Raw genomic sequence first — 26298 nt, forward strand, 5'->3', positions numbered from 1 at the left:
GTCTCAGAAGATACTCCAATTTAAAAGCAAATGCTATGAGAGAATAAGTAACCAGAATGACTGGGAAAGTAGTGGTAAGTGATAATAATATCAGAAAGAGTAAATTTAATTACAATCAGTATATTAAAAAGATTCGATCTAAAGTTTTGTCTGACTAATGAGGTCGATCTGATTAAACTTTTGATTCCTAATAATTCAAAAAATGTTGAAATAGAAATTTCATTTTCTCCCTTTCAAATCTAAAAAGTTGAGATTTTGATATAGAATCAGCTATAGCATGCTTAAAGAATATTCGATTAATTTTCTAAAATATCGAAAAGCTCTCTGTAATGTTTCACAATTTAGTCCCCTTAATTTTCTTTTCGAGCTATAAACATGCCATATTCTTTAGGAATGACTAACACACCATTATTAAACTCCCTTTCCAATCTTTTATGAATAATTCCCTCTTCTAGTGAACCTATTTCTGAAATTCCTTTCAAGGATTGAATATATTGAACTAGATCGTCTATACTTGTTACCTGTAGCTCGTCATCATAAATTAATTTTTCCACAGTGTCAAAATACCTATTTAAATAAGTCTTTCCATTTTGTAAAGTAAAAGTTTTATTTTCTAAATCTTGAACAACCTCATCTTTAAATAAGCTTGCCAAATAATCTACAACTCCATTTTCACCAAATGTAGCACAATAAAAAATGCCCCCGTTTTTTAAAACTCTATTCACTTCAGAGAGAGCTTTAGGAATGTCATTTACATGATGTAGAAGCATATTAGCAATAACAATATCAAACGTTTCTTTCTCAAAAGAAACATTTTGGATATCCATTATTTCATAATTGACATTGTCTCTATTTCCAATCACTGCCCTAGTAGTTTCTACCATGTCACTAGAAAAATCCGTAATTACCAATTGCTTCATCTTGTCTATAGAATCAAGATTACTTTTCCACAGTTCTCCTGTGCCGCATCCCAATTCTAGAACGTTAATTTCATCAGTAATTTGGTAGTTAGAAAAAATCCAATTATTAAAGCCCAATTTATTTTTTGAATACTTCTTATGTAGTTTTACTCTAATGTCAAGATTATCTTGTTTTTCATATTGTTCAATTACTCTGTTAATCATTTTAAATTACCTCAACTTTATAATTTGACATTATATCACAAAAATAAAGGTAGCGTAAAATAAGTTGTATAAATACAAAAAGGAATAAATCCGTTATAGTAGAGTTATAACACATTACTAGAAAGAGATTTATTACTATGACTCAGTTTACCACATATTCTCCAACGTATAAAAGCTGAGTATAGTTTAGAGGAAGAATTTTAGTATTTGTTGTTAATGCAAAATAAAAAGCTTTAGAAATCAATATTTCTAAGGCCTTTTAAACTTATTAACTCTACTCCCACTCAACTGTTGCAGGTGGTTTACTTGTAATGTCGTAGACGATGCGGTTAACGTGGTCTACTTCGTTTACGATACGTACAGAGATTTTTTGAAGAACTTCCCAAGGAATCTTAGCGAAGTCAGCTGTCATACCATCGATAGAAGTGATAGCACGGATTGCAATGGTATAGTCATAAGTACGTCCGTCACCCATAACACCGACTGAACGAACGCCGGTGTTAACAGTGAAGTATTGCCAGATATCGCGGTCAAGGCCAGCCTTAGCGATTTCTTCACGCAGGATAGCGTCTGATTCACGAACTGTTTCAAGTTTTTCTTCAGTAATTTCCCCCATGACACGGATAGCAAGACCTGGGCCTGGGAATGGTTGGCGCCATACGATATGGTCTGGCATACCAAGTTCAGTACCGAGGGCACGAACTTCATCCTTGTAAAGTGTATTGAGTGGCTCGATCAGTTCAAACTGCATATCTTCTGGAAGTCCACCAACATTATGGTGAGATTTGATCGTTTGAGCAGTATCTGTACCCGACTCAATCACGTCAGTGTAAAGCGTTCCCTGAGCAAGGAATTTTACATCTTTTAGCTTGCTTGCTTCGTCATCAAAGACATAAACAAACTCGTTACCGATGATTTTACGTTTTTGTTCAGGGTCAGAAACTCCAGCAAGTTTGTCAAGGAAGCGTTTTGCAGCGTCTGCTTTGACGATATTCAAACCAAACTTACCACCAAGCATGTCCATAACTTGGTCAGCCTCTCCTTTACGGAGAAGACCGTGGTCTACAAAGATACAGATTAATTGATCGCCGATCGCTTTTTGAAGAAGAACTCCAACAACAGAAGAGTCAACACCACCTGATAGACCGAGAAGAACACGCTTGTCACCTACAGTTTCACGGATTTTCTTGATCTGCATCTCGATGAAGTTATCCATTGACCAGTCGCCTTTAGCCTTACAGATGTTGAGGGCAAAGTTGCGAAGGATATCATTCCCGTATACAGAATGACGAACTTCTGGGTGGAATTGAATACCATAGATGTGCTTTTCTGGGTTTTCAATGGCTGCATAAGGACAGTCAGCAGAAGTTCCAGTACGAACAAAATCAGCAGGAATTTCTGTTACAGCATCGCCATGGCTCATCAAAACAATCTGTTCTTCAGGAGTCCCTTCAAAGAGGGCAGAAGTGGTATGAGTAAGTGGTGATTGGCCAAACTCACGGTTACCAGCATCACCTGCAGGAACAACTTTTCCTCCAAGTTTATGAGTTAAAAGTTGCATACCATAGCAGATTCCTAAAATTGGAATACCAAGTTCAAAAATTCCTGGGTCAATATCAAATGAACCATCTTCGTATACAGAGTTTGGTCCACCAGAGAGGATGATCCCTACAGGGTTAATCGCACGAACCTCTGCAGCTGAAATTTTATGGCTTTTTAGCTCTGAAAAAACACCAATTTCACGAATACGGCGTGAAATCAGCTGGTTGTATTGGCTACCATAGTCCAGTACGATGATTTTTTCGACATCTTTCAAATCAGTTGAAATGTTGCTCATCTTTTTCCTTTCTCAAAAGAAATATCTTTTTCAATATTTTATCACAAATGAGGGCGAATTACCAACTAAACAAGGCAAAGTTTGACTTTTTCTAATTAAATACGGTACAATAGAGAAAATATAGAAAAGAAGTGAAAAGCATGTTACCAGCTTATATGAAAATCCATGATCAGATAAAAAAGGATATAGATGAGCATCATTGGAAAATCGGTGAGAGGCTTCCGAGTGAACGAGATTTAGCGGAACAGTTTCAAGTTAGTCGGATGACCTTGCGACAAGCCATCTCTCTCTTGGTTGAGGAAGGAGTTTTGGAGCGTCGTGTAGGAAGTGGGACTTTTGTCTCCAGCACTCGTGTCCAAGAAAAAATGAGAGGGACAACCAGTTTTACGGAGATTGTCAAATCTCAGGGGAAAGTACCTTCTAGCCAGCTCATTTCTTACAGAAGAACCATTCCCAACGAGCAGGAAGTGGCAAAGCTAGGCATTTCACCAACTGAAAATATCATCCGTATGGAACGGGTGCGTTATGCTGACCAAGTACCGCTAGTCTATGAAGTCGCATCCATTCCTGAGAAATTTATTAAGGACTTCAAAAAAGAAGAGGTAACTAGTCACTTCTTTCAAACCTTGCAGCAGCATGGCTACCGGATTGGCAAATCCCAACAGACCATTTATGCGAGATTGGCTAAGGAAAAAATTGCTCACTATCTAGAAGTCGAAAAGGGGCATGCCATTTTAGCCTTGACTCAGGTCTCTTATCTTGAAGATGGGACGGCTTTCGAGTATGTAAAGAGTCAATACGTTGGCGAGCGCTTTGAATTTTATCTTGAAAATAACTAGTCTAGAAAGGCTAGTTTTTTCTTTTCTCAAAAGATTAGAATTGTCAAAACAATCTGTCTAGGCTTGATTTTATCGCTTATTTACTATAAAATGAGAAGGAAAAACGTCAAACTTTTATATTGCAAATAGGAGAAAAAATGACAAAAACATTAAAACGTCCTGAGGTTTTATCACCTGCAGGGACTTTAGAGAAGCTGAAAGTAGCTGTTCAATATGGTGCGGACGCAGTCTTCATCGGTGGACAGGCCTATGGTCTTCGTAGCCGTGCAGGAAACTTCACCTTTGAACAGATGGAAGAAGGCGTCCAGTTTGCTGCTAAGTATGGTGCCAAGGTCTATGTAGCTGCCAACATGGTTATGCACGAAGGAAACGAAGCTGGTGCTGGAGAATGGTTCCGTAAGTTACGTGATATCGGGATTGCCGCAGTTATCGTGTCAGATCCGGCCTTGATCATGATTGCAGCAACAGAAGCACCAGGTCTTGAAATCCACCTCTCTACTCAAGCTAGTGCGACCAACTATGAAACTCTAGAGTTCTGGAAAGAACTTGGGTTGACCCGTGTGGTTTTGGCCCGTGAAGTTTCAATGGAAGAATTGGCAGAGATTCGCAAACGTACAGATGTAGAAATTGAAGCCTTTGTCCATGGAGCCATGTGTATTTCCTACTCAGGTCGCTGTACTCTATCAAACCACATGAGTATGCGTGATGCCAACCGTGGTGGTTGTTCACAGTCTTGCCGTTGGAAATACGATCTTTACGACATGCCATTTGGTCAAGAACGTAAGAGTCTTAAAGGTGAAATTCCAGAAGAATTTTCAATGTCTGCTGTTGATATGTCTATGATTGACCATATTCCAGATATGATCGAAAACGGTGTAGACAGTCTCAAGATTGAAGGTCGTATGAAGTCCATTCACTATGTTTCAACAGTAACAAACTGTTACAAGGCAGCTGTGGATGCATATCTTGAAAGTCCTGAGAAGTTTGAAGCTATCAAGCAAGACTTGGTAGACGAGATGTGGAAGGTTGCTCAACGTGAATTGGCAACAGGTTTCTACTACGGTACGCCGTCTGAAAATGAACAGTTATTTGGCGCACGTCGTAAAATTCCTGAATACAAGTTTGTCGCTGAAGTGGTAGCGTATGATGATGCGACTCAAACGGCAACCATTCGTCAACGGAATGTCATCAACGAAGGCGATCAAGTGGAGTTTTATGGACCAGGTTTCCGTCATTTTGAGACTTATATTGAAGATCTTCATGATGCCAAGGGCAATAAAATCGACCGCGCTCCAAATCCAATGGAACTCTTGACAATCAAGGTTCCACAACCTGTTCAGGCAGGTGACATGGTCCGCGCTCTCAAGGAAGGTCTCATTAACCTCTATAAGGAAGACGGGACAAGTGTTACAGTTCGTGCCTAGATAAGGAAAAGTGAATGATTCAAGCACAAGGTTTGTTAGTTGATGATGAAAGTAGATGTATTCATTATCATGGCGAAAAGGACATCGTTTCCCTCCAGTGTTATGAATGCAGGAAATACTACGCTTGCTATCAGTGCCACAATGCTATGGAAACGCATTTGTTTTCTCCTTATCCCTTGACGCTTTCTGAGGATCGCCCGATTTTATGTGGGGCTTGTAAGAGGACAATGACTTTTCAAAAATATCAAAAACAGGTAGCTTGTCCTTATTGTAGCGCTCCATTTAATCCAGGTTGTAAACAACATCATTCATTTTATTTTAAATAGACAAAAATAGATCCAAGTTTTTAAGCTTGGGTCTTTTATTTTGCTTCAGAAACCTTAGTAAAAATACGGAGTTTCTTATGGAAACCGGTTAAAAATTTCTATACAATCGTACTAAAAGTAGTAAAATTAGAAATAAATTATCTGAAACGCTTTCAATGTTAGTAAAAAGTTGACAAAAACAAATTTTAGGACTAAACTAAGTAAGTAAATTTAAATAAAAAAGGAGAATTTATAATGAATTTAACATTTTTTGGTCTTTGTCTTGCCTGTATGGGTGTATCCCTTGCAGAAGGATTTTTGATGAACGGTTTGTTCAAATCAGCAGCTCGCCAACCAGACATCATTCCACAATTGCGTAGCTTGATGATCATGGGGATTGCCTTTATTGAAGGAACTTTCTTTGTAACTCTTGTCTTTTCATTTATCATCAAATAAAGAGAAGTATAAATTGGAAAAGGGAGGATTCTAGATGGAAGAAAGTATCAATCCAACCATCAATATTGGTCCTGTTACCTTTGATTTAACCTTGACAGCCTTGACCTTGCTGTCAGTAGTCGTTATTTTTGGCTTTATCTATTGGGCAAGTCGTAATATGACTGTAAAACCCCAAGGAAAGCAAAATGTACTAGAGTATCTCTATGACTTCGTAGTCGGATTTACAGAACCTAATGTAGGCTCACGGTACATGAAAGATTACTCACTCTTTTACTTGTGTTTATTTCTTTTTATGGTAATCGCAAACAATCTTGGTTTGATGGCAAAACTTCAAACTACAGATGGGACAAACCTTTGGACATCGCCAACAGCCAATCTTCAATTTGACTTGGCCATGTCATTTGGAATTATCCTGATGACCCATATAGAAGGAATTCGTCGCCGTGGTGTTAAAAAGTATCTGAAAGGCTTTGTTACCCCAGGTTTTATGACACCGATGAATCTCCTTGAAGAAGTCACGAATTTCCTATCACTTGCTTTGCGGGTGTTCGGGAATATCTTTGCCGGAGAAGTGATGGCAAGCTTGCTTATTACTCTTTCTCATCAGGCTCTTTATTGGTATCCAGTCGCATTTGTTACCAATCTTGTCTGGACGGCATTCTCTGTGTTTATTTCCTGTGTTCAGGCCTATGTATTCACAGTCTTGTCTTCAATGTATCTAGGAAATAAAATTAATGATGAAGAGTAGAAAGGAGTAAATGATGCACGTAACAGTAGGTGAATTGATTGGTAACTTTATTTTAATCGCTGGCTCTTTTATCCTTTTGGTCGTCTTAGTTAAAAAATACGCATGGTCAAACTTGACGAGTATCTTTGAAGAACGAGCTGAAAAGATTGCTGCTGATATTGATGGCGCTGAACAAGCTCGTCAAAAAGCAGAGACTCTTGCTCAAAAGCGCGAAGATGAATTAGCAGGTAGTCGTAGTGAAGCTAAAACTATCATTGAAAATGCTAAAGAGACAGCTGAAAAGAGTAAATCAGATATTTTGGCTGAAGCTAAGCTAGAAGCTGGTCGCTTGAAAGAAAAAGCGAACCAAGAAATTGCGCAAAACAAAGCTGAGGCTTTACAAAGTGTTAAGGGCGAGGTGGCAGATTTGACAGTTAGCCTAGCTGGGAAAATCATCTCACAAAACCTCGACAGTCATGCCCATAAGGAACTCATTGATCAGTATATCGATCAGCTAGGAGAAGCCTAATGGACAAGAAGACAGCAAAGGTAATTGAAAAATACAGCATGCCTTTTGTCCAATTAGTGATTGAAAAAGGAGAAGAGGACCGGATTTTTTCAGACTTGGATCAAATCAAACAAGTCGCAGAAGAAACGGGCTTACCTTCTTTTTTAGCTCAGGTAGCAGTTGATGAGTCAGATAAGGAAAAAACAGTTCGTTTCTTTCAAGACTCTGTCTCACCTTTAATGCAAAACTTTATTCAGGTTCTGATTTACAATCACAGAGCAAATCTTTTTTATGAAGTAATTGCAGATTGTTTGAATCGCCTTGAAAAAGAGACGAATCGATTTGAAGTAACGATTGCCTCCGCTCATCCATTAACAGATGACCAGAAGGCGCGGTTGCTCCCTTTGATTGAGAAAAAAATGTCTCTGAAAGTTCGGACTATCAAAGAACAAATCGATGAAAGTCTAATTGGTGGTTTTGTCATTTTTGCCAATCACAAGACAATTGATGTGAGTATTAAACAGCAACTTCGTGTTGTTAAAGAAAATTTGAAATAGAAAGTGGTGTTCTTTTGGCAATTAACGCACAAGAAATCAGCGCTTTAATTAAGCAACAAATTGAAAATTTCAAACCCAATTTTGATGTGACTGAAACTGGTGTTGTAACCTATATCGGGGACGGTATTGCGCGTGCCCACGGACTTGAAAATGCCATGAGTGGAGAGCTCTTGATTTTTGAAAATGGCTCTTATGGTATGGCGCAAAACTTGGAGTCTACAGATGTTGGGATTATCATCTTAGGTGACTTTACGGATATCCGTGAAGGGGATACAATCCGCCGTACAGGTAAAATCATGGAAGTCCCAGTTGGTGATAACTTGATTGGACGTGTTGTGGATCCACTTGGTCGTCCAGTTGACGGTCTCGGAGAAATCCATACTGACAAGACTCGTCCAGTAGAAGCATCAGCTCCTGGTGTTATGGAGCGTAAGTCTGTTTCAGAACCATTGCAAACAGGTTTGAAAGCTATTGACGCCCTTGTACCGATTGGTCGTGGTCAGCGTGAGTTGATCATCGGTGACCGTCAGACTGGGAAAACAACCATTGCGATTGATACAATCTTGAACCAAAAAGGTCAAGATATGATCTGTATCTATGTTGCAATTGGACAAAAAGAATCAACCGTTCGTACACAAGTAGAAACACTTCGTCAGTACGGTGCCTTGGACTACACAATCGTTGTGACGGCTTCTGCTTCACAACCGTCTCCATTGCTTTTCCTAGCTCCTTATGCGGGAGTAGCTATGGCAGAAGAATTTATGTACCAAGGGAAGCATGTTTTGATCGTATATGATGATCTTTCAAAACAAGCGGTAGCTTATCGTGAGCTTTCCCTCTTGCTTCGTCGTCCTCCAGGTCGTGAAGCCTTCCCAGGGGATGTTTTCTACCTCCACAGCCGTTTACTTGAGCGCTCAGCTAAAGTTTCTGACGAGCTTGGTGGCGGATCAATCACAGCTCTACCATTTATCGAGACACAAGCAGGAGATATATCTGCTTATATCGCAACCAACGTGATTTCAATCACAGATGGACAAATCTTCCTTGGAGATGGTCTCTTCAATGCGGGTATTCGTCCAGCTATTGATGCAGGTTCATCTGTATCTCGTGTAGGTGGTTCCGCTCAAATTAAAGCCATGAAGAAGGTTGCTGGTACTCTTCGTATCGACCTTGCTTCATACCGTGAGTTGGAAGCCTTCACTAAGTTTGGTTCGGACTTGGATGCAGCAACTCAGGCTAAGTTGAATCGTGGTCGTCGTACGGTTGAAGTTCTGAAACAACCAGTTCATAAACCATTACCTGTTGAGAAACAAGTAACCATTCTTTATGCTTTGACACATGGTTTCTTGGATACGATTCCTGTAGATGACATTGTTCGTTTTGAGGAAGAGTTTCATGATTTCTTTGATGCACAACATCCAGAGATTTTGGAAACTATTCGTGAAACAAAAGACTTGCCAGAAGAAGCAGTCTTGGATGCTGCGATTACAGAGTTTCTCAATCAATCCAGCTTCCAATAAGAATAGAGGTGTCAGATGGCAGTATCTCTAAATGATATTAAAACAAAAATCGCCTCAACAAAAAATACTAGTCAAATCACTAATGCCATGCAAATGGTATCGGCTGCCAAGTTAGGTCGCTCTGAAGAAGCAGCACGCAATTTTCAAGTTTATGCTCAGAAGGTTCGTAAGCTTTTGACGGATATTCTGCATGGTAACGGATCTGGTGGTTCTAACAATCCAATGCTCATCAGTCGTCCAGTTAAGAAAACAGGCTATATCGTTATTACTTCAGACCGTGGCTTGGTTGGAGGTTATAATGCTTCCATCCTTAAAGCCGTTATGGAGTTGAAAGAAGAATATCATCCAAATGGAGATGACTTTGAAGTTATCTGTATTGGTGGTATGGGAGCTGACTTTTTCAAGGCTCGTGGCATTCAGCCAATCTATGAATTGCGTGGCTTGGCTGACCAACCAAGTTTTGATGAAGTTCATAAAATTATTTCAAAAACGATTGAAATGTACCAAAATGAACTTTTTGATGAATTGTACGTCTGCTACAACCATCATGTCAATACTCTCACAAGTCAAATGCGTGTGGAACAAATGCTTCCGATTGTTGACTTGGATCCAAATGAAGCAGATGAAGAGTATAGCTTGACATTTGAGTTGGAAACAAGCCGAGAAGAAATTTTGGAGCAATTGTTGCCACAGTATGCTGAAAGTATGATTTACGGGGCTATTATCGATGCCAAGACAGCTGAAAATGCCGCTGGTATGACAGCTATGCAAACAGCGACTGATAATGCTAAGAAGGTCATCAATGATTTGACAATCCAGTATAACCGTGCCAGACAGGCGGCGATTACACAAGAAATTACAGAAATCGTAGCGGGGGCTAGTGCCTTAGAATAAGGCCTTACCCTGTACGTATCAAAATGAACTTAGGCCCTAGGTAAACTAGGAACCGACAGTATCTTATATAGAATAGGAGAAGGAGATGAGTTCAGGTAAAATTGCTCAGGTTATTGGACCCGTTGTAGACGTCTTGTTTGCAGCTGGGGAAACACTCCCTGAGATTAACAATGCACTTGTCGTCTACAAAAATGACGAAAGAAAAACAAAAATCGTCCTTGAAGTAGCCTTGGAGTTGGGTGATGGTATGATCCGTACGATCGCCATGGAATCAACAGATGGTTTGACTCGTGGTATGGAAGTTTTGGACACAGGCCGTCCAATCTCTGTGCCAGTAGGTAAAGAAACTTTGGGACGTGTCTTCAACGTTTTGGGGGATACTATTGACTTGGATGCTCCTTTCGCTGAAGACGCTGAGCGTCAGCCAATTCATAAGAAAGCTCCAACTTTTGATGAATTGTCTACCTCATCTGAAATCTTGGAAACAGGGATCAAGGTTATCGACCTTCTTGCCCCTTACCTAAAAGGTGGTAAAGTTGGACTCTTTGGTGGTGCCGGAGTTGGTAAAACTGTCTTGATCCAAGAATTGATTCACAATATTGCCCAAGAACATGGTGGTATTTCAGTATTTACCGGTGTTGGAGAACGTACTCGTGAGGGGAACGACCTTTACTGGGAAATGAAAGAATCAGGCGTTATTGAGAAAACAGCCATGGTATTTGGTCAGATGAATGAGCCACCAGGAGCACGTATGCGTGTTGCCCTTACTGGTTTGACAATCGCTGAATACTTCCGTGATGTAGAAGGTCAAGACGTTCTTCTCTTCATTGACAACATTTTCCGTTTCACACAAGCTGGTTCAGAAGTATCTGCCCTTTTGGGTCGTATGCCATCAGCCGTTGGTTACCAACCAACACTTGCTACGGAAATGGGTCAATTGCAAGAACGTATCACATCAACCAAGAAGGGTTCTGTAACCTCTATTCAGGCCATCTACGTGCCAGCGGATGACTATACTGACCCAGCGCCAGCGACAGCCTTCGCTCACTTGGATTCAACTACAAACTTGGAACGTAAGTTGGTACAATTGGGGATTTACCCAGCCGTTGATCCGTTGGCTTCAAGCTCTCGTGCCTTGGCACCTGAGATTGTTGGAGAAGAGCACTATGCAGTTGCTGCTGAAGTCAAACGTGTCCTTCAACGTTACCATGAATTGCAAGATATCATTGCCATCCTTGGTATGGATGAGCTTTCTGATGAAGAAAAGACCTTGGTTGCGCGTGCTCGTCGTATCCAGTTCTTCTTGTCACAAAACTTCAACGTTGCGGAGCAATTTACTGGCCAACCTGGTTCTTATGTACCAGTAGCAGAAACAGTTCGTGGCTTCAAGGAAATCCTTGATGGTAAACATGACCACTTGCCAGAAGATGCCTTCCGTGGAGTTGGTTCAATCGAAGACGTCATTGCTAAGGCAGAGAAAATGGGATTTTAAGAGGTGATCTATGGCTCAGTTAACTGTCCAGATCGTGACACCAGATGGCCTCGTCTATGATCACCATGCCAGCTTTGTATCGGTACGAACTCTGGATGGTGAGATGGGGATCTTGCCACGACATGAAAATATGATTGCGGTTTTAGCGGTTGATGAAGTAAAGGTAAAACGAATCGATGATGATACTCATGTGAACTGGATTGCAGTGAATGGAGGGATTATCGAGATTGCCAATGACATCATTACTATTGTAGCCGACTCAGCAGAGCGTGCTCGTGATATTGATATCAGCCGTGCTGAACGTGCTAAACTTCGCGCCGAACGTGAAATTGAAGAAGCTCAAGACAAGCACTTAATTGACCAAGAACGACGCGCTAAGATTGCTCTTCAACGTGCCATTAACCGTATTAATGTCGGAAATAAACTATAATCAAAAAATGAACTTGAAACTCAAGTTCATTTTTTTAATGTGGGAAGTTGATGCAAACTGCTTCAGGAACATGGAAGTCGTTAGAAAGCTCCGCAAGACGCCCACTTTCAGGATTACGCTTAAAGACGGTTGCGTTATCAGAATCTTGGTGAACAGCAATGAGAAACTCTTGATCAGGAGTTAGGTCGAAATCACGTGGATTTTGTCCATGTGTTGGTACTATCTCTAATAATTCCAGACTGCCATCAGCGAGGATTGTATAGACGGCAATGGAATCATGACCTCGATTGGATGCATAAAGGTATTTCCCATCTTTTGCAAGACGAATGGCTGCAGTAGCATTGAATCCCTCATAGCCATCTGGTAAGGTTGAAATAACTTGCATGCGTTCAAATTCACCAACCCCATCGTAAATCAAGACTTCAATGGTACTATTTAGTTCGCAAATGAGGTAGGCAATCTTATAATGATGATGGAAAACGATGTGGCGAGCACCTGCTCCAGACTGGCTGTGATAAGTGTGGAGTTTACTTAGTTTGCCTTCTAGAGTAACATCGTAGGTCGTTACCTCATCCGTACCAAGGTCACATGTGACGAGATACTGATCAGGTGTTAGATCCGTAAAATGTACATGTGGAGAAGTTTGGTTTTCATGAGGGCCTTGTCCACTATGCTGATCCAGGTCCGTTTGGATGAGACTACCATCTGCTTGGCGCTGATAAACCAGAACTTGGCCTTTATGGTAGTTGGCTCCGTAAACGAGATTGCGCTTTTCATCCACTGCCACATAACAATGGGGAGCGCCTTCTTCAACCACATGATTTAACAAAGTACCATCTGTCTTGTAAGCAGCGATTCCACCCAAGCCATCCTGGCTTCCTACGGTGTATAAGTGTTGCTGTTGGTCAAAGGCAAGGTAGGTCGGACTTGGTTCAGCAGCAAAGAGTTCAAGATTTGCAAGCTGGCCTGTTTCTGTATTAAAATCAGCTTTGTAAATCCCTTTAGATGAGCGACGAGTATAAGTTCCAAAATAAACAGTTTCTTTCATGTCCATACCTCTTAATAATGATAAGTTCATTATACCACAAAATGACAGTCAGGAAGTGTTCGTTTAATCTATGTAAGCACTTTAATAAGAGTTATTTTAGATTAAAAATGGTATAATGAAATAATGACAGAAAGGATGTATTTATGGAACATAAAGAGAAACATTTTAGCCTATCTTGGTTTTTTAAGTGGTTTTTAGATAATAAAGCCATCACTGTATTTTTAGTAACCTTGTTACTGGGGCTAAACATTTTCATTCTAAGTAAGATTAGTTTTATATTTTTACCCGTTTTAGACTTTCTTGGGGTTGTCATGTTACCAGTTATTTTATCTGGTTTACTCTATTACCTCCTCAATCCGATTGTTGACTGGATGGAGAAGCACAAGATCAATCGTGTCCTTGCCATTAGTATTGTTTTTGTCATTATTGGACTTTTTATCATTTGGGGTCTGGCAGTCGCTATTCCAAATTTCCAACGCCAAGTCTTAAATTTTGCAAAGAATGTGCCGACTTATCTTAAGGATGCTGATATGGTTATCAATGACCTTGTAACCAAACGCTTGCCAGATGATTTTAGACCACAGTTGGAGCAGGTTCTTGCCAATGTTTCTAGTGAAGCGACGATGTGGGCGAGCAAAATTTCTTCTCAAGCCGTCAACTGGGTCAGCGCCTTTATCAGTAGTGTTTCCCAGGTCATTGTTGCAGTTATTATCGTCCCCTTTATGCTCTTTTATCTTTTGAGAGATGGGAAAGGCTTGCGGGATTACCTAACTAAATTCATCCCAAACAAGTTAAAAGAACCTGTCGGACAAGTTTTGTCAGATGTTAATAAACAGTTGTCAAACTACGTTAGAGGGCAGGTCACAGTTGCTATTATCGTGGCGATTATGTTTATTATCTTCTTTAAGATTATTGGTCTCAGATATGCTGTGACTCTTGGTATTACGGCTGGTATCCTCAATCTAGTACCTTATCTAGGTAGTTTCCTTGCCATGCTTCCTGCCCTTGTTTTAGGTTTAATAGCAGGACCTGTCATGCTATTGAAGGTTGTGATAGTCTTTATCGTAGAACAAACAATTGAAGGGCGTTTTGTTTCACCGCTTATTTTAGGTAGTCAGCTAAACATCCATCCGATCAATGTCCTCTTTGTTCTCCTAACTTCAGGTTCTATGTTTGGTATTTGGGGAGTCTTGCTGGGAATTCCTGTCTATGCTTCTGCCAAGGTCGTTATCTCGGCTATCTTTAACTGGTATAAAAAAGTCAGCGGTCTGTATGAAGAAGAAGGGGAGGAAATCAAGAGTGAACAATAGTCAACGCATGCTCCAGGCTTTGGATGAACAGGATTTAACCAAAGCGGATCAGTATTTTCACAAAGCCCTCGAAACAGATTCAAGTGAGGTTCTCTATGAACTAGCAAGCTATCTTGAGGGAATTGGCTTTTATCCTCAAGCAAAAGAAATTTACCAAAATATTATTACAGAGTTTCCAGAAGTGAATCTGAACTTAGCAAGCATTGCTAGTGAGGATGGCAATGTTGAGGAAGCCTTTGCTTACCTTGAGGAAATCACACCCGAAAGTGACTGGTACGTATCGGCTTTGGTATTGAAAGCAGATCTCTATCAGTTGGAAGGATTGACAGATGTAGCGCGTGAAAAGTTACTGGAAGCCTTAAGCTACTCAGATGATGCCTTATTAGTTTTTGGTCTGGCTGAGTTGGATAGCGAGTTAGGAAATTATCAGGAAGCCATTCAGGGCTATGCTCAATTAGATAATCGCTCCATCTATGAGCAAACGGGTGTCTCAACCTATCAGCGAATCGGCTACGCTTATGCCCAGTTAGGCAAGTTTGAAGCTGCTACAGAATTCTTAGAAAAAGCTTTAGAATTAGAATACGATGACCAAACCGCTTTTGAGTTGGCTAGTCTTTACTTTGACCAAGAAGAGTATCAAAAATCTGTTCTTTACTTTAAGCAGATTGATACCATTTCACCAGATTTTGAAGGATATGAGTATGGCTACAGTCAAGCCTTACACAAGGAACATCAGGTGGAGGAGGCCCTTCTTATCGCTAAACAAGGTTTGGAGAAAAATCCATTTGAAACTCGGCTCTTGCTAGCAGCCTCACAGTTTTCGTATGAATTGCATGATGCTAGTGCTGCAGAGCAATTTCTCCTTACTGCCAAAGAAGATGCAGAAGACCTTGAGGAGATTTTCCTTCGTCTCGCAACCATTTATATGGAACAAGAGCGGTTTGAGGACATTATCGCTCTCCAAAGTCAAGAACCTGAAAACCTCCTGACCAAGTGGATGATTGCACGCTCTTACCAGAAAATCGAAGATTTAAATAAGGCTTATGAGCTCTATCAAGAACTGTCATCTGACCTCAAGGACAATCCAGAGTTTCTGGAGCAATATACTTATCTTTTGCGTGAATTGGGATATTTTGAAGAAGCCAAAGTGCAAGCTGAAGCTTATTTAAAACTCGTTCCAGATGATGTTCAGATGCAAGAACTCTTAGAAACACTTTAAAAGTTATCTCTCTAAAAACGTATCTGTCAATTTGTCAGATACGTTTTTTGAAAGAAATAGAATTTTTTTACAATAACCCTTGCTAAATTGTTTATTTATGCTATAATAGGAACAATTATTTTTAGGAGGTGCAGTATGTCTTATTTGTTTGAGATATTACCGAGTTTATTGAGCGGTGCAAGCATGACTTTACAGGTTTTTGTACTGGTCTTGATTTTGTCTATTCCCTTGGGCGTTTTGATTGCCTTTGCCTTGCAAGTCCATTGGAAACTCCTCCATTATCTGATCAACATTTATATCTGGATCATGAGGGGAACACCCTTGCTCTTGCAATTGATCTTTATCTATTATGTACTCCCAAATATTGGAATTCGTTTGGATCGCCTTCCTGCGGCTATTATTGCCTTTGTTTTGAATTATGCAGCTTACTTTGCTGAAATCTTCCGTGGAGGGATTGATACCATTCCTAAGGGTCAATATGAGGCTGCTAAGGTCTTGAAGTTTAGCCCTGTTGCCACAGTGCGCTATATTATCTTACCACAGGTGACCAAAATTGTTCTTCCTAGTGTATTTAATGAAGTCATGAGTTTGGTCAAGGATACTTCTTTGGTCTATGCCTTAGGTATTTCAGATTTGATTTTGGCTAGTCGTACAGCAGCCAATCGAGATGCCAGTCTTGTTCCTATGTTTTTAGCTGGAGCGATTTATTTGATTATGATCGGTCTTGTAACCATTGTAGCGAAAAAACTTGAGAAGAAGTACAGTTATTACAGATAGGAGGATTGCTATGTTAGAATTACGAAACATCAACAAGGCCTTTGGTGGCAAACAAATCTTAACTAATTTCAGCCTATCAATTCTTGAAAAGCAAATCCTGGCAATCGTAGGTCCATCAGGAGGCGGAAAAACAACCTTATTACGTATGTTAGCTGGACTGGAAACTATCGATTCTGGAGAAATCTACTATAACGGTGAATCTCTAGCTTTAGACGAACTAGAAAAGCGCAACCTACTAGGATTTGTCTTCCAAGATTTTCAACTTTTCCCTCATTTATCAGTTCTGGACAATTTGACCCTATCGCCTGTGAAAACTATGGGAATGAAGCAGGAAGAGGCTGAGAAGAAGGCGCGTGGACTCTTAGAACAGTTAGGACTAGCAGGGCACGCAGATGCTTATCCATTTTCATTATCAGGTGGGCAAAAGCAGCGGGTGGCCTTGGCGCGTGCCATGATGATTGACCCAGAAATCATTGGTTACGATGAACCAACTTCTGCCTTGGATCCAGAATTACGCTTGGAAGTGGAAAAACTGATTTTGCAAAATAGGGAACTTGGGATGACGCAAATTGTGGTTACCCACGATTTACAATTCGCTGAAAATATTGCAGATGTATTATTAAAAGTAGAGCCTAAATGGGAGGAAAAATGATGAAAAAATTGATGCTTGTATTAGTCAGTCTAATGACTGCTTTGTTCTTAGCAGCTTGTGGGAAAAATTCTAGTGAAACTAGTGGAGATAATTGGTCTAAGTACGAGTCTAACAAGTCTATTACCATTGGATTTGATAGTACTTTTGTTCCAATGGGATTTGCTCAGAAAGATGGTTCCTATGCAGGATTTGATATTGATTTAGCTACAGCTGTTTTTGAAAAATACGGAATTACGGTAAATTGGCAACCGATTGATTGGGATTTGAAAGAAGCTGAATTGACAAAAGGAACGATTGATCTGATTTGGAATGGCTATTCCGCTACAGACGAACGTCGTGAAAAGGTAGCATTCAGTAACTCATATATGAAGAATGAGCAGGTATTGGTTACTAAGAAATCGTCAGGTATCACGACTGCAAAAGATATGACTGGAAAGACTTTGGGAGCTCAAGCTGGTTCATCTGGTTATGCGGACTTTGAAGGAAAGCCAGCGATTTTGAAGGATATTGTCGCTAATAATGAAGCGAATCAATACCAAACTTTTAATGAAGCCTTGATTGATTTGAAAAACGATCGAATTGACGGCCTATTGATTGATCGTGTCTATGCAAACTATTATTTAGAAGCAGAAGGCATTTTAAATGATTATAATGTCTTTACAGTTGGACTAGAAACAGAAGCTTTTGCAGTTGGAGCACGTAAGGAAGATACAACTCTGGTTAATAAGATAAATGAAGGATTTTCTAGTCTTTACAAGGATGGTAAGTTCCAAGAAATTAGTCAAAAATGGTTTGGAGAAGATGTAGCCACCAGTCAGGTGAAAAATCAAGAATAAGAAAAAGAGATTGAGTTAACCTCAGTCTCTTTTAGTCTTAAAAATCCTCTGGCAAGTACCAGAGGATAAGAGTTTATTTCATTGTTGGGAAAAGCAATACGTCACGGATAGTAGTTGTATCTGTGAGGAGCATGCAGAGGCGGTCAATACCGATTCCCAAACCACCTGTTGGTGGCATACCGTATTCAAGGGCTTCGATGTAATCGTAGTCGATGCCTGTTGCCTCGTCGTCACCAAGTTCTTTAGCTTTAGCTTGAGCTTCAAAACGGCTAAGCTGATCAATTGGGTCGTTCAATTCGGTAAAGGCATTACCATATTCCTTGGTCATAATGAAGAGCTCGAAACGGTCAGTAAAGCGTTCGTCTTCAGGATTTTTCTTAGCGAGCGGTGAGACAGCTACTGGATGACCATAGACAAAAGTTGGTTGGATCAAGGTTTCTTCAACGTACTCTTCAAAGAAAGCGTTGATGATGTGACCAACTTCAGTGTAGTGTTTTTCAACTGGAACTTTCTTCTCAGCAGCGATAGCTTTTGCTTCTTCGAAAGTCATATCTTGCCAGAAATCAACACCAGTAATTTCCTTGATAGCATCCACCATATGAACACGTTTAAACGGTTCATTGATCTTAATTTCAGTTCCTTGATAGTTTACTGGGCCATCACCTTTGACTGATTTAGCAGCGTGCTGGATAATACCCTCCGTCAAGTCCATGATATCTTGGAAGTCAGCATAAGCTTGATAAACTTCGATAGAAGTGAACTCAGGGTTATGAGTGGCGTCCATTCCTTCGTTACGGAAAATACGGCCAATTTCATAGACACGTTCCATACCACCAACGATGAGGCGTTTCAAGTGAAGCTCAGTTGCGATACGAAGTACCATGTCAATGTTTTGAGCATTGTGGTGAGTGATAAATGGACGAGCCGCAGCACCACCGGCTTCGTTGTGAAGGACAGGTGTTTCCACTTCAAGGAAACCTTTTTGGTCTAGATAACGACGGATTTCAGAGATGATTTTTGAACGAGTGACAAAACGCTCAAAGCTTTCACGGTTAGAGATTAAGTCAAGGTAACGTTTACGGTAAATTGTTTCAACATCAGTCAAACCGTGGAATTTCTCAGGAAGAGGACGAAGCGCTTTAGACAAGTGCGTGATGTGTGTGGCCTTGATAGAGAGTTCTCCCATATCTGTACGCATGACTTCACCTTCGACACCGAGGAAGTCTCCTAGGTCAGCCTTTTTGAAGATTTCGTAGTTTTCTTCACCAACTTCGTCTTTACGAACGTAAATCTGAATTTGACCTTCACGATCTTGGAGATGGGCAAAGCCGACTTTTCCTTTACCACGTTTAGTTACCAAGCGTCCTGCAATTGTAGCAGTTTCGTTTAATTCGTGTAGTTGTTCTTTATCAAGTTCTGCAAATTTCTCTTTAAGTTCTTGTGAGTTAGCAGTACGTTCAAAACGTTTTCCGAAGGGATCGATTCCCTGCTCACGGAGCGCAGCCATTTTTTCACGGCGAACGATCTGCTGGTCATTTAGTTCTTCCATATGTTCTGTAGACATGGGATCCTCCTAGTTTTACTCAAAATTGAATACGATGAGTCATTTTTTGCGATACTCTCATTTTATCATAAATAGCAGAGAAATTCACGGATATTCTTTGAAAACTAAAAAGAACTTGACCATTGGGATCAAGTTCCATTATTTTTCTTGATAGGAAGTGTCATTCCATCTTTCCAGAGTGAAGGTTTCAAAATCCTCAGTCTCCAAAATTGTAAGACTGGCATTGGATAAACCTCCTTCTTTGCGGAGGTGAGCCTCTTTATAACCTAAAAGTGTTCGAAGGCTAGCAGTGAGATTTGCCCCATGACCGACGATTAGAATGTTTTCAGCCGGACTTCCTTTCAGAGATTTGATAAATCGAATAGTACGCTGGGTCGTAGAGTAGAGGGATTCCGCTTCAAACATCCTTGTATCAAACTGAGCCAGATTGGAGCGAAAAGCCTTGATTTGTTGTGGATAGATGGCATTGAGCGTTGCGATTTTTAAACCTTCAAGTTTTCCAAGTTGCCATTCGCGCAGGTCAGGAATACTTTCTAAAGGACAGGGTGTCTGGAGTTGACTTTGGATAATTTCAGCAGATTTGACCGCCCTAGGTAAATCACTTGAATATATCTTATCAAAAGGAATATCCTTAAGATACTGGCCAAGTTGTTTTAGGGTGTCAATGGCTTCCGGAAGAAGGGGTGAGTCGCCACTAGCACCCTGAAAACGTCCTTCAAGATTCCAGAGAGTGCGACCATGACGAACAAAATAGAGTTTCATTACTTACTGTCCTCCAAGATATCTGCAAAATCCGCTTTTACAAAGCTGGCCAAGTCTCGAGGGCGTACGATGATACTATGTCCGACTTCCCCAGCAGAGACGATCATTTGGTCCAAATCCAAAGCAGTTTTATCAATAAAAATTGGATAATTGTGTTTTTGGCGAATGCCGACGGGGTTATTAGCCCCATGAATATAGCCTGTCGTTTTTTCCAGGTCTTTTTGAGGAATCATGCTTACTTTTTTATTGCCAGAAACCTTTGCTAGTTTTTTCTCAGCGAGGTGTTCTGTTAAGGGAACAATTCCAATAATCGGTCCTGTCTTGTCTCCCAAAAGAGCCAAGGTTTTAAAGATATGAGTTCGATCATATTCCGAAGGTAGTTCACCCTCAAGCGCGTTGATTTGAATGCCTGTGTGTTCAATACCCGCCTTGGTCAAGATTTGTTCGACCAAGGTTTTTTTAATCTTGACTTTCTTTGCCATTATTTATACTTATCCTCCAATTGACTCATCCAGATACCAAGCCAAATACCAAGTGCAAAGAAGAAGGCAATGAGAACATAGCTCACGATGGAAAGTCCAGTGTATTGGATACTTTCAGCATTTCCAGCATTTGGAATCAAAATTAAGAGGGTGCTTGATAGAACAATCCCAATGATAAAGTGATAAACACGGGAGTGATAGTTGTTCAAGGCATGGTCCATTAATTTTGAAAAGATAATGAGGGTTGCTCCTGCACCTATGCCGATAGGAAGGAAGGTTCCAAATAAATCAAAGGTTTTAAAACCAGTTAGCATAGGAGCGTACAGTCCCAAAATCAAGAGTAGATTTGACGGACTTAAACCAGGCACCAAGACACCAAGAGCTAAAAGAACACCTGCCAAGATGAAGTTTGCAAAACTTGCACTAAGCGACCCTACAACAAAATTGAGTGCGTAAAGACCCAGCCCAGAAATGATAAAGGTAGCCCAGAACCAGACTAGGTCAATCTTGTCCCGATCAGATTCTCGAGTAGATTCTTTAAGGAGGCTAGGAACTGTACCGATGATAGCTCCCGCAAAGCTCCACAAAACATAGACTTGGTAATTTTCTAGCAAATACTCGATCGGATAGGAAAATAAACCAATCCCAAGCAACATCCCGATAGTTACTGGGATAAAGTAAAGGACATTCTCTTTAAAATCTTTAAAGGGGTGAGCCAGAAAGCCAATCATTCGCTCGTAAATACCCAAAATAGCTGCTAAAACACCGCCAGAAATTCCCGGTAGGATAAATCCTAATGCGATGACGATTCCTTTAATAACTCGTGCAATCCATGAAAACATAATAAGATCCTCAATTTCATAAAATTCTTTCTCTATGCTATCAATTATAACACAGACGGGGAGAAAATGAAAAAACAAGTGAAAAAGTTTGTTATTTTCACTTGTCTTATGGTCTCAAAAATAATTTTCGGAAGGTTTCTTCCTTCTCTTTAGCAGTAGAAATCAAATTGATGTCCAAATGATGTTCAAATCCTGCAATTCTTCCTTTAGATGTGTACTGATGGAGATCGTAGTCCAGATCAGTATTTGGCTTCGTTTCAAAATAACCAGAGTCCGTTCCATAGGAAGGGATCCAAATAGCAGTGAACTTTTCTGTATTGATACTATGCTCTTGCATGAAGTAAACTCCAACGTAGATGCCGATGTTTTTAGCGCCGAGAGCTGCCAGTTTGGCGCGAAAGGCCTCAACACCTTCATTCATATCAGACATTGTTTTTTCTTCAACATCTAACCAGTAGTAGCTAGGATTGTAGGGAGAAGCAGCATTGTAGAAGACTTCAGCAGCCTTCTCCATATCTTCTTTGCTTTTTCCAGCAACGTAAGCATAAACACCCACAGGGACATTTCGTTTTTGGAATTCTGATATGTGATTTTTATAAGCTTTATCGACACCATTGATAAAGGCAGCATCATTTGCTTCAGTATGCTGAGCCCCATTGTGCACGCGAACGATAACACCAGAAATGTTTTGAGATAAGGTGTCGTAGTTAATCTCCTCAGGTCTTTGCCAACCAGAGACGTCGATAATGGGTTTGTCAAGATTATGCAAGGCTTGTGTTTCAACTTGAAGAGCATTTAGTTTTGTTTTGATAGGATGATCCTCAAAACTTGGTCTATTGAGGAGTAAAATCGCTATGAAAATTCCAAATAAACTAAAAATAATAGCTGGATGAATTTGTTTTCTCATACTTATTTAGTTTATCGTAAAAATTTAAAAAAATCAAAGGAAACAGTCTAGAAATGTAGACAAGTAGGGGAGATTTTCAGGAAAGCACCTGTTTGTTTGTTCTTTAAAAGTAAAATTATGGTATAATATAAGGGAATTTTTACAGAAAAGAGAATAGTATGTCAAATTATGCCATTATTTTAGCAGCGGGTAAGGGTACTCGCATGAAATCAGATCTTCCTAAGGTACTTCATAAAGTAGCAGGAATTTCGATGTTGGAACACGTTTTTCGTAGTGTTGGTGCTATTCAACCTGAAAAAACAGTTACCGTAGTGGGACACAAGGCCGAGTTGGTTGAGCAAGTCTTGGCTGGACAGACAGACTTTGTTACCCAGTCAGAACAGTTAGGAACAGGGCATGCTGTCATGATGGCAGAGCCAATCCTCCAGAATTGCTCTGGTCACACCTTGGTTATCGCTGGGGATACACCTCTAATTACAGGTGAAAGCTTGAAGAATCTCTTGGATTTCCATATCAATCACAAAAATGTGGCGACGATTTTAACAGCTGAAGCAGCAGATCCTTTTGGGTATGGTCGTATCGTTCGTAACGATAATGCTGAAGTTCTTCGCATTGTGGAGCAAAAGGATGCGACTGATTTTGAAAAGCAAATCAAAGAAATCAATACTGGAACTTACGTATTTGACAATGAACGTCTTTTTGAAGCTCTTAAAAATATAAACACCAACAATGCTCAAGGTGAGTATTATATTACAGATGTAATTGGTATTTTCCGTAATGCGGGTGAGAAGGTTGGTGCCTATACTCTGAAAGACTTTGATGAAAGTCTTGGAGTAAATGATCGTGTGGCTCTTGCGACTGCGGAAGCAGTGATGCGTCGCCGTATCAATCACACTCATATGGTTAATGGTGTCAGCTTTGTCAATCCTGAAGCAACTTACATCGATATTGATGTTGAGATTGCTCCTGAAGTCCAAATCGAAGCGAACGTTACCTTGAAAGGTCAAACGAAAATTGGGGCGGAAACTGTTTTAACAAATGGAACTTATATCGTAGATAGTACTATTGGAGCTGGAGCCGTGATTACGAACTCCATGATTGAGGAAAGTAGTGTTGCGGAAGGTGTGACAGTCGGCCCCTATGCCCACATTCGTCCAGGTTCAAGCCTCGGTGCCCAAGTTCATATTGGTAACTTCGTAGAAGTTAAAGGTTCTTCAATCGGTGAGAATACCAAGGCAGGTCATTTGACCTATATCGGAAACTGTGAAGTAGGTAGCCATGTTAACTTCGGTGCTGGTACCATTACAGTTAACTATGACGGGAAAAACAAGTACAAAACTGTCATTGGCAACAATGCCTTTGTTGGATCAAACTCAACCATTATTGCTCCAGTGGAACTTGGTGATAATTCACTAGTTGGAGCTGGTTCAACGATTACAAAAGATGTTCCAGCTGACGCCATTGCTATTGGACGTGGACGTCAAGTTAATAAAGATGAATATGCACTACGTTTGCCTCATCATCCTAAGAATCAGTAGGAGTCTATCATGGAATTTGAAGAAAAAACGATTAGCCGGAAGGAAATCTATCAAGGTCCTATTTTCAAACTAGTACAAGACCAGGTGGAACTACCAGAAGGAAAGGGAACTGCCCAACGTGACTTGATTTTTCACAATGGGGCTGTTTGTGTACTAGCCGTGACAGCTGAGGATAAAATCGTCCTCGTTAAGCAATATCGAAAGGCTATCGAGGCTGTTTCTTATGAAATTCCCGCTGGAAAACTGGAAATTGGTGAAAATGCGGATCCAATAGCAGCTGCCCTTCGTGAATTGGAAGAAGAAGTTGCCTACACGGCTAAGTTAGAACTGTTGTACGATTTCTATTCTGCGATTGGATTTTGTAATGAAAAACTAAAACTCTACCTTGCTAGTGATTTGGTCAAGGTGGAAAATCCTCGCCCACAAGATGATGATGAAACCTTGGAAGTCTTAGAAGTAAGTCTAGAGGAAGCCAAGAACCTGATCCAGTCAGGTCATATCTGTGATGCCAAGACCATTATGGCGATTCAGTACTGGGAACTACAAAAGAAATAGAGGAGAAACCCATGGGAAAACCTTTATTAACAGACGAAATGATTGAACGTGCCAACCGTGGTGAGAAAATCTCAGGACCACCTCTTCAAGATGATGAGGAAACAAAGATCCTACCAACGTCTTCACAACATTTTGGTTATTCACGTTCTAGAGACCACGGTTTTAGTCAAGATACACTTACAATTGAAGTAGAGCCAACGATTCATAAGAGCCGCCGCATTGAGAACACTAAGAGAAATGTCTTCAACTCAAAACTCAACCGAGTCTTGTTTGTGGTGATTATACTTTTGATTTTGCTAGTTTTGGCAATGAAACTCTTGTAATTGAAAGGAAATGAAAGGAAATGAAATGAAAATTGGAATCATTGCTGCCATGCCCGAAGAGCTGATACATTTGACTCAGAATTTGGACAAAACTCAAGAAGTCCAGGTCTTGGGAAATACCTACTACACTGGCACTATTGGCAAGACAGAAGTTGTCCTAGTTCAGAGTGGGATTGGAAAGGTCATGTCGGCTATGAGTGTAGCGGTGTTAGCTGACCATTTTCAAGTAGAAGCCATTATTAATACAGGATCAGCAGGTGCTCTTGCAGAAGGGATTGCTGTTGGTGATGTAGTGATTGCGGATAAACTAGTCTATCATGATGTGGACGTGACTGCATTTGGCTATGCTTATGGTCAGATGGCTGGTCAACCTCTTTACTTTGAATCCGATAAGAACTTTATCGCTAGGATTCAAGAAAGTTTATCTCAATTAGAGCAGACATGGCATCTAGGCTTGATTGCTACAGGGGACAGTTTTATAGCTGGAGATGATAAGTTTGCTAGTATCAAGTCCCACTTCCCAGGTGTTTTAGCAGTTGAGATGGAAGGAGCGGCCATTGCTCAGGCAGCTCAGGCTCTTGACCTACCTTTCCTAGTTATTCGTGCTATGAGTGACAATGCCAATCACGAAGCCTCTATCTCATTTGATGAGTTTATCATTGAAGCTGGCCGTCGTTCTGCCCAAGTTTTACTAGCCTTTTTAAAGGCCTTGAATTAAGCCAAAATTTGACAGTTTTTCTTGCTTATGATAAGATTTAAATAAAGAAAAGCTAGAAAACGTTTCAGAGGATATTATGAGTATTGAAATGACCGTCAGCGAGATTGCAGAGGTCTTAGGACTATCTCGTCAGGCAATCAACAACCGTGTTAAAGAACTTCCCGAAGAGGACACGAAAAAAAATGACAAAGGTGTAACAGTAGTTACTCGAAGTGGCTTGATCAAGCTAGAAGAAATCTATAAAAAAACGATTTTTGAAGATGAACCAGTCAGTGATGATGTCAAACAACGTGAACTGATGGAAATCTTGGTCGATGAGAAAAATGCTGAAATTCTTCGTTTGTACGAGCAACTCAAGGCCAAGGATCAGCAACTGGCAGAAAAAGATGAGCAGATGCGCATCAAAGACCGCCAGATTGCAGAAAAGGACAAACAATTGGACCAACAGCAACAGTTAACTCTTCAAGCAATGAAGGATCAAGAAAGCTTGAAACTCGAGTTGGACCAAGCAAAAGAAGAAGTCCAAGCAACCAAAAAAGGCTTTTTTGCTCGCCTATTTGGAGGAAAATAAAGAAGCTGTTTGGGTTATTCACTAACCTAATAGCTTCTTTTCTTATTTATAGTTTAAATTGAGTCGGAATTGAGGTAAAAG

29 protein-coding genes are annotated in these 26298 nt (G+C 40.3%); 21 read left to right on the forward strand and 8 right to left on the reverse strand.

The features are described 5' to 3' along the window. Positions 1-350: 350 nt before the first annotated feature. Positions 351-1124, reverse strand: a complete 774-nt coding sequence (locus HMPREF9965_RS08630) for a class I SAM-dependent methyltransferase (protein WP_000610689.1) — start codon at positions 1122-1124, stop codon at positions 351-353. A gap of 274 nt (positions 1125-1398) precedes the next feature. After that, positions 1399-2961 carry a glutamine-hydrolyzing GMP synthase gene (guaA, locus tag HMPREF9965_RS08635; RefSeq protein ID WP_000065692.1) on the reverse strand — a complete coding sequence of 521 codons (1563 nt, stop codon included), beginning with the start codon at positions 2959-2961 and terminating at the stop codon, positions 1399-1401. A gap of 140 nt (positions 2962-3101) precedes the next feature. Between guaA and HMPREF9965_RS08640 the strand changes: the two genes are divergently transcribed. The 11 genes from HMPREF9965_RS08640 to HMPREF9965_RS08685 all read left to right on the forward strand — a co-directional run bounded on the left by HMPREF9965_RS08640 (position 3102) and on the right by HMPREF9965_RS08685 (position 12113). Continuing rightward, a complete protein-coding gene (locus HMPREF9965_RS08640; protein WP_000936175.1) occupies positions 3102-3800 on the forward strand; it encodes a GntR family transcriptional regulator in 699 nt (232 codons plus the stop codon). A 137-nt stretch (positions 3801-3937) separates the two neighbouring features. Continuing rightward, on the forward strand, positions 3938-5224 hold the full coding sequence (locus HMPREF9965_RS08645; protein WP_000169095.1) for a peptidase U32 family protein: 1287 nt from the start codon (positions 3938-3940) through the stop codon (positions 5222-5224). Between the two features lie 14 nt (positions 5225-5238). Then, a complete protein-coding gene (locus HMPREF9965_RS12825) occupies positions 5239-5550 on the forward strand; it encodes a CHY zinc finger protein (protein WP_080566883.1) in 312 nt (103 codons plus the stop codon). Positions 5551-5784: 234 nt separating this feature from the next. Beyond that, a complete protein-coding gene (locus HMPREF9965_RS08650; RefSeq protein ID WP_001054552.1) occupies positions 5785-5985 on the forward strand; it encodes a F0F1 ATP synthase subunit C in 201 nt (66 codons plus the stop codon). A 34-nt stretch (positions 5986-6019) separates the two neighbouring features. Then, positions 6020-6733, forward strand: a complete 714-nt coding sequence (atpB, locus tag HMPREF9965_RS08655) for a F0F1 ATP synthase subunit A (RefSeq protein WP_000392865.1) — start codon at positions 6020-6022, stop codon at positions 6731-6733. A gap of 13 nt (positions 6734-6746) precedes the next feature. Further along, positions 6747-7241 (forward strand): F0F1 ATP synthase subunit B, encoded by a 495-nt coding sequence (atpF, locus tag HMPREF9965_RS08660; RefSeq protein WP_000558551.1) that lies wholly within the window; start codon positions 6747-6749, stop codon positions 7239-7241. Next, positions 7241-7777: a F0F1 ATP synthase subunit delta gene (locus HMPREF9965_RS08665; RefSeq protein ID WP_000358983.1), complete on the forward strand. Its 537-nt coding sequence runs from the start codon at positions 7241-7243 to the stop codon at positions 7775-7777. Before atpF ends, HMPREF9965_RS08665 begins: the two co-directional genes overlap by 1 nt. Positions 7778-7791: 14 nt before the next feature. Beyond that, positions 7792-9297 carry a F0F1 ATP synthase subunit alpha gene (gene atpA / locus HMPREF9965_RS08670; protein WP_000996627.1) on the forward strand — a complete coding sequence of 502 codons (1506 nt, stop codon included), beginning with the start codon at positions 7792-7794 and terminating at the stop codon, positions 9295-9297. A 15-nt stretch (positions 9298-9312) separates the two neighbouring features. Further along, on the forward strand, positions 9313-10191 hold the full coding sequence (locus HMPREF9965_RS08675; protein WP_000301226.1) for a F0F1 ATP synthase subunit gamma: 879 nt from the start codon (positions 9313-9315) through the stop codon (positions 10189-10191). An 85-nt stretch (positions 10192-10276) separates the two neighbouring features. Then, positions 10277-11683, forward strand: coding sequence for a F0F1 ATP synthase subunit beta (atpD, locus tag HMPREF9965_RS08680; protein WP_000094368.1), 1407 nt, complete (start codon positions 10277-10279; stop codon positions 11681-11683). Between the two features lie 10 nt (positions 11684-11693). Next, on the forward strand, positions 11694-12113 hold the full coding sequence (locus HMPREF9965_RS08685) for a F0F1 ATP synthase subunit epsilon (protein WP_000068036.1): 420 nt from the start codon (positions 11694-11696) through the stop codon (positions 12111-12113). A gap of 34 nt (positions 12114-12147) precedes the next feature. Here HMPREF9965_RS08685 and HMPREF9965_RS08690 read toward each other — a convergent pair whose 3' ends face one another. Continuing rightward, entirely contained in the window at positions 12148-13161 is a 1014-nt protein-coding gene (locus HMPREF9965_RS08690; protein ID WP_000665613.1) for a lactonase family protein, read from the reverse strand. Between the two features lie 143 nt (positions 13162-13304). On the opposite strand from HMPREF9965_RS08690, the gene HMPREF9965_RS08695 reads away from it, so the two are divergent. The 5 genes from HMPREF9965_RS08695 to HMPREF9965_RS08715 all read left to right on the forward strand — a co-directional run bounded on the left by HMPREF9965_RS08695 (position 13305) and on the right by HMPREF9965_RS08715 (position 17955). Next, complete coding sequence (locus HMPREF9965_RS08695; protein ID WP_004243755.1) at positions 13305-14471, forward strand: AI-2E family transporter; 1167 nt, start codon at positions 13305-13307, stop codon at positions 14469-14471. Continuing rightward, on the forward strand, positions 14461-15690 hold the full coding sequence (locus HMPREF9965_RS08700; protein WP_001065980.1) for a tetratricopeptide repeat protein: 1230 nt from the start codon (positions 14461-14463) through the stop codon (positions 15688-15690). Before HMPREF9965_RS08695 ends, HMPREF9965_RS08700 begins: the two co-directional genes overlap by 11 nt. A gap of 135 nt (positions 15691-15825) precedes the next feature. Further along, the gene (locus HMPREF9965_RS08705) at positions 15826-16467 is read left to right on the forward strand and encodes an amino acid ABC transporter permease (RefSeq protein WP_000120846.1); all 642 of its coding nucleotides are present in this window, start codon (positions 15826-15828) and stop codon (positions 16465-16467) included. Between the two features lie 10 nt (positions 16468-16477). Further along, positions 16478-17119 carry an amino acid ABC transporter ATP-binding protein gene (locus HMPREF9965_RS08710; RefSeq protein ID WP_000891739.1) on the forward strand — a complete coding sequence of 214 codons (642 nt, stop codon included), beginning with the start codon at positions 16478-16480 and terminating at the stop codon, positions 17117-17119. Then, complete coding sequence (locus HMPREF9965_RS08715; RefSeq protein WP_000735768.1) at positions 17119-17955, forward strand: amino acid ABC transporter substrate-binding protein; 837 nt, start codon at positions 17119-17121, stop codon at positions 17953-17955. Before HMPREF9965_RS08710 ends, HMPREF9965_RS08715 begins: the two co-directional genes overlap by 1 nt. Positions 17956-18028: 73 nt before the next feature. Here the strand turns inward: HMPREF9965_RS08715 and lysS are convergent, their stop codons facing one another. From lysS to HMPREF9965_RS08740, 5 genes are all read right to left on the reverse strand, one after another. After that, positions 18029-19519: a lysine--tRNA ligase gene (lysS, locus tag HMPREF9965_RS08720; protein ID WP_000102470.1), complete on the reverse strand. Its 1491-nt coding sequence runs from the start codon at positions 19517-19519 to the stop codon at positions 18029-18031. A gap of 138 nt (positions 19520-19657) precedes the next feature. Next, positions 19658-20281, reverse strand: coding sequence for a histidine phosphatase family protein (locus tag HMPREF9965_RS08725; protein ID WP_000780797.1), 624 nt, complete (start codon positions 20279-20281; stop codon positions 19658-19660). Further along, positions 20281-20763, reverse strand: a complete 483-nt coding sequence (locus tag HMPREF9965_RS08730; RefSeq protein WP_001085916.1) for an aminoacyl-tRNA deacylase — start codon at positions 20761-20763, stop codon at positions 20281-20283. Before HMPREF9965_RS08730 ends, HMPREF9965_RS08725 begins: the two co-directional genes overlap by 1 nt. Next, on the reverse strand, positions 20763-21605 hold the full coding sequence (locus tag HMPREF9965_RS08735) for a DUF368 domain-containing protein (RefSeq protein ID WP_000493302.1): 843 nt from the start codon (positions 21603-21605) through the stop codon (positions 20763-20765). Before HMPREF9965_RS08735 ends, HMPREF9965_RS08730 begins: the two co-directional genes overlap by 1 nt. Positions 21606-21711: 106 nt before the next feature. Continuing rightward, positions 21712-22512 carry a glycoside hydrolase family 25 protein gene (locus HMPREF9965_RS08740; protein WP_001231215.1) on the reverse strand — a complete coding sequence of 267 codons (801 nt, stop codon included), beginning with the start codon at positions 22510-22512 and terminating at the stop codon, positions 21712-21714. Between the two features lie 158 nt (positions 22513-22670). Between HMPREF9965_RS08740 and glmU the strand changes: the two genes are divergently transcribed. The 5 genes from glmU to rocS all read left to right on the forward strand — a co-directional run bounded on the left by glmU (position 22671) and on the right by rocS (position 26217). Further along, the gene (gene glmU / locus HMPREF9965_RS08745) at positions 22671-24050 is read left to right on the forward strand and encodes a bifunctional UDP-N-acetylglucosamine diphosphorylase/glucosamine-1-phosphate N-acetyltransferase GlmU (RefSeq protein WP_000073749.1); all 1380 of its coding nucleotides are present in this window, start codon (positions 22671-22673) and stop codon (positions 24048-24050) included. 9 nt (positions 24051-24059) lie between these two features. Next, a complete protein-coding gene (locus HMPREF9965_RS08750; RefSeq protein WP_000393793.1) occupies positions 24060-24605 on the forward strand; it encodes an NUDIX hydrolase in 546 nt (181 codons plus the stop codon). A gap of 11 nt (positions 24606-24616) precedes the next feature. Then, positions 24617-24928 carry a cell wall synthase accessory phosphoprotein MacP gene (gene macP / locus HMPREF9965_RS08755; RefSeq protein WP_000517874.1) on the forward strand — a complete coding sequence of 104 codons (312 nt, stop codon included), beginning with the start codon at positions 24617-24619 and terminating at the stop codon, positions 24926-24928. Between the two features lie 25 nt (positions 24929-24953). Further along, positions 24954-25646 carry a 5'-methylthioadenosine/adenosylhomocysteine nucleosidase gene (locus HMPREF9965_RS08760; RefSeq protein WP_000689796.1) on the forward strand — a complete coding sequence of 231 codons (693 nt, stop codon included), beginning with the start codon at positions 24954-24956 and terminating at the stop codon, positions 25644-25646. Between the two features lie 76 nt (positions 25647-25722). Continuing rightward, entirely contained in the window at positions 25723-26217 is a 495-nt protein-coding gene (gene rocS, locus HMPREF9965_RS08765) for a chromosome segregation protein RocS (protein WP_000021247.1), read from the forward strand. The last annotated feature ends 81 nt before the right edge of the window (positions 26218-26298 follow it).

The sequence above is a fragment of the Streptococcus mitis bv. 2 str. SK95 genome, assembly GCF_000222705.1.
Lineage (GTDB): Bacteria > Bacillota > Bacilli > Lactobacillales > Streptococcaceae > Streptococcus > Streptococcus mitis_AY.

What these genes read in the sequence shown, in the direction of transcription:
- atpD (WP_000094368.1), top strand. Translation starts at nt 10,277, where the DNA reads ATGAGTTCAGGTAAAATTGCTCAGGTTATTGGACCCGTTGTAGACGTC.
- lysS (WP_000102470.1), bottom strand. Translation starts at nt 19,519, where the DNA reads ATGTCTACAGAACATATGGAAGAACTAAATGACCAGCAGATCGTTCGC.
- HMPREF9965_RS08715 (WP_000735768.1), top strand. Translation starts at nt 17,119, where the DNA reads ATGAAAAAATTGATGCTTGTATTAGTCAGTCTAATGACTGCTTTGTTC.
- HMPREF9965_RS08685 (WP_000068036.1), top strand. Translation starts at nt 11,694, where the DNA reads ATGGCTCAGTTAACTGTCCAGATCGTGACACCAGATGGCCTCGTCTAT.
- HMPREF9965_RS08705 (WP_000120846.1), top strand. Translation starts at nt 15,826, where the DNA reads ATGTCTTATTTGTTTGAGATATTACCGAGTTTATTGAGCGGTGCAAGC.
- HMPREF9965_RS08650 (WP_001054552.1), top strand. Translation starts at nt 5,785, where the DNA reads ATGAATTTAACATTTTTTGGTCTTTGTCTTGCCTGTATGGGTGTATCC.
- HMPREF9965_RS08665 (WP_000358983.1), top strand. Translation starts at nt 7,241, where the DNA reads ATGGACAAGAAGACAGCAAAGGTAATTGAAAAATACAGCATGCCTTTT.
- atpF (WP_000558551.1), top strand. Translation starts at nt 6,747, where the DNA reads ATGCACGTAACAGTAGGTGAATTGATTGGTAACTTTATTTTAATCGCT.
- HMPREF9965_RS08740 (WP_001231215.1), bottom strand. Translation starts at nt 22,512, where the DNA reads ATGAGAAAACAAATTCATCCAGCTATTATTTTTAGTTTATTTGGAATT.
- HMPREF9965_RS08675 (WP_000301226.1), top strand. Translation starts at nt 9,313, where the DNA reads ATGGCAGTATCTCTAAATGATATTAAAACAAAAATCGCCTCAACAAAA.
- HMPREF9965_RS08730 (WP_001085916.1), bottom strand. Translation starts at nt 20,763, where the DNA reads ATGGCAAAGAAAGTCAAGATTAAAAAAACCTTGGTCGAACAAATCTTG.
- HMPREF9965_RS08710 (WP_000891739.1), top strand. Translation starts at nt 16,478, where the DNA reads ATGTTAGAATTACGAAACATCAACAAGGCCTTTGGTGGCAAACAAATC.
- HMPREF9965_RS08640 (WP_000936175.1), top strand. Translation starts at nt 3,102, where the DNA reads ATGTTACCAGCTTATATGAAAATCCATGATCAGATAAAAAAGGATATA.
- HMPREF9965_RS08725 (WP_000780797.1), bottom strand. Translation starts at nt 20,281, where the DNA reads ATGAAACTCTATTTTGTTCGTCATGGTCGCACTCTCTGGAATCTTGAA.
- rocS (WP_000021247.1), top strand. Translation starts at nt 25,723, where the DNA reads ATGAGTATTGAAATGACCGTCAGCGAGATTGCAGAGGTCTTAGGACTA.
- HMPREF9965_RS08760 (WP_000689796.1), top strand. Translation starts at nt 24,954, where the DNA reads ATGAAAATTGGAATCATTGCTGCCATGCCCGAAGAGCTGATACATTTG.
- HMPREF9965_RS08695 (WP_004243755.1), top strand. Translation starts at nt 13,305, where the DNA reads ATGGAACATAAAGAGAAACATTTTAGCCTATCTTGGTTTTTTAAGTGG.
- HMPREF9965_RS12825 (WP_080566883.1), top strand. Translation starts at nt 5,239, where the DNA reads ATGATTCAAGCACAAGGTTTGTTAGTTGATGATGAAAGTAGATGTATT.
- HMPREF9965_RS08735 (WP_000493302.1), bottom strand. Translation starts at nt 21,605, where the DNA reads ATGTTTTCATGGATTGCACGAGTTATTAAAGGAATCGTCATCGCATTA.
- HMPREF9965_RS08630 (WP_000610689.1), bottom strand. Translation starts at nt 1,124, where the DNA reads ATGATTAACAGAGTAATTGAACAATATGAAAAACAAGATAATCTTGAC.
- guaA (WP_000065692.1), bottom strand. Translation starts at nt 2,961, where the DNA reads ATGAGCAACATTTCAACTGATTTGAAAGATGTCGAAAAAATCATCGTA.
- HMPREF9965_RS08750 (WP_000393793.1), top strand. Translation starts at nt 24,060, where the DNA reads ATGGAATTTGAAGAAAAAACGATTAGCCGGAAGGAAATCTATCAAGGT.
- HMPREF9965_RS08645 (WP_000169095.1), top strand. Translation starts at nt 3,938, where the DNA reads ATGACAAAAACATTAAAACGTCCTGAGGTTTTATCACCTGCAGGGACT.
- atpB (WP_000392865.1), top strand. Translation starts at nt 6,020, where the DNA reads ATGGAAGAAAGTATCAATCCAACCATCAATATTGGTCCTGTTACCTTT.
- glmU (WP_000073749.1), top strand. Translation starts at nt 22,671, where the DNA reads ATGTCAAATTATGCCATTATTTTAGCAGCGGGTAAGGGTACTCGCATG.
- HMPREF9965_RS08690 (WP_000665613.1), bottom strand. Translation starts at nt 13,161, where the DNA reads ATGAAAGAAACTGTTTATTTTGGAACTTATACTCGTCGCTCATCTAAA.
- macP (WP_000517874.1), top strand. Translation starts at nt 24,617, where the DNA reads ATGGGAAAACCTTTATTAACAGACGAAATGATTGAACGTGCCAACCGT.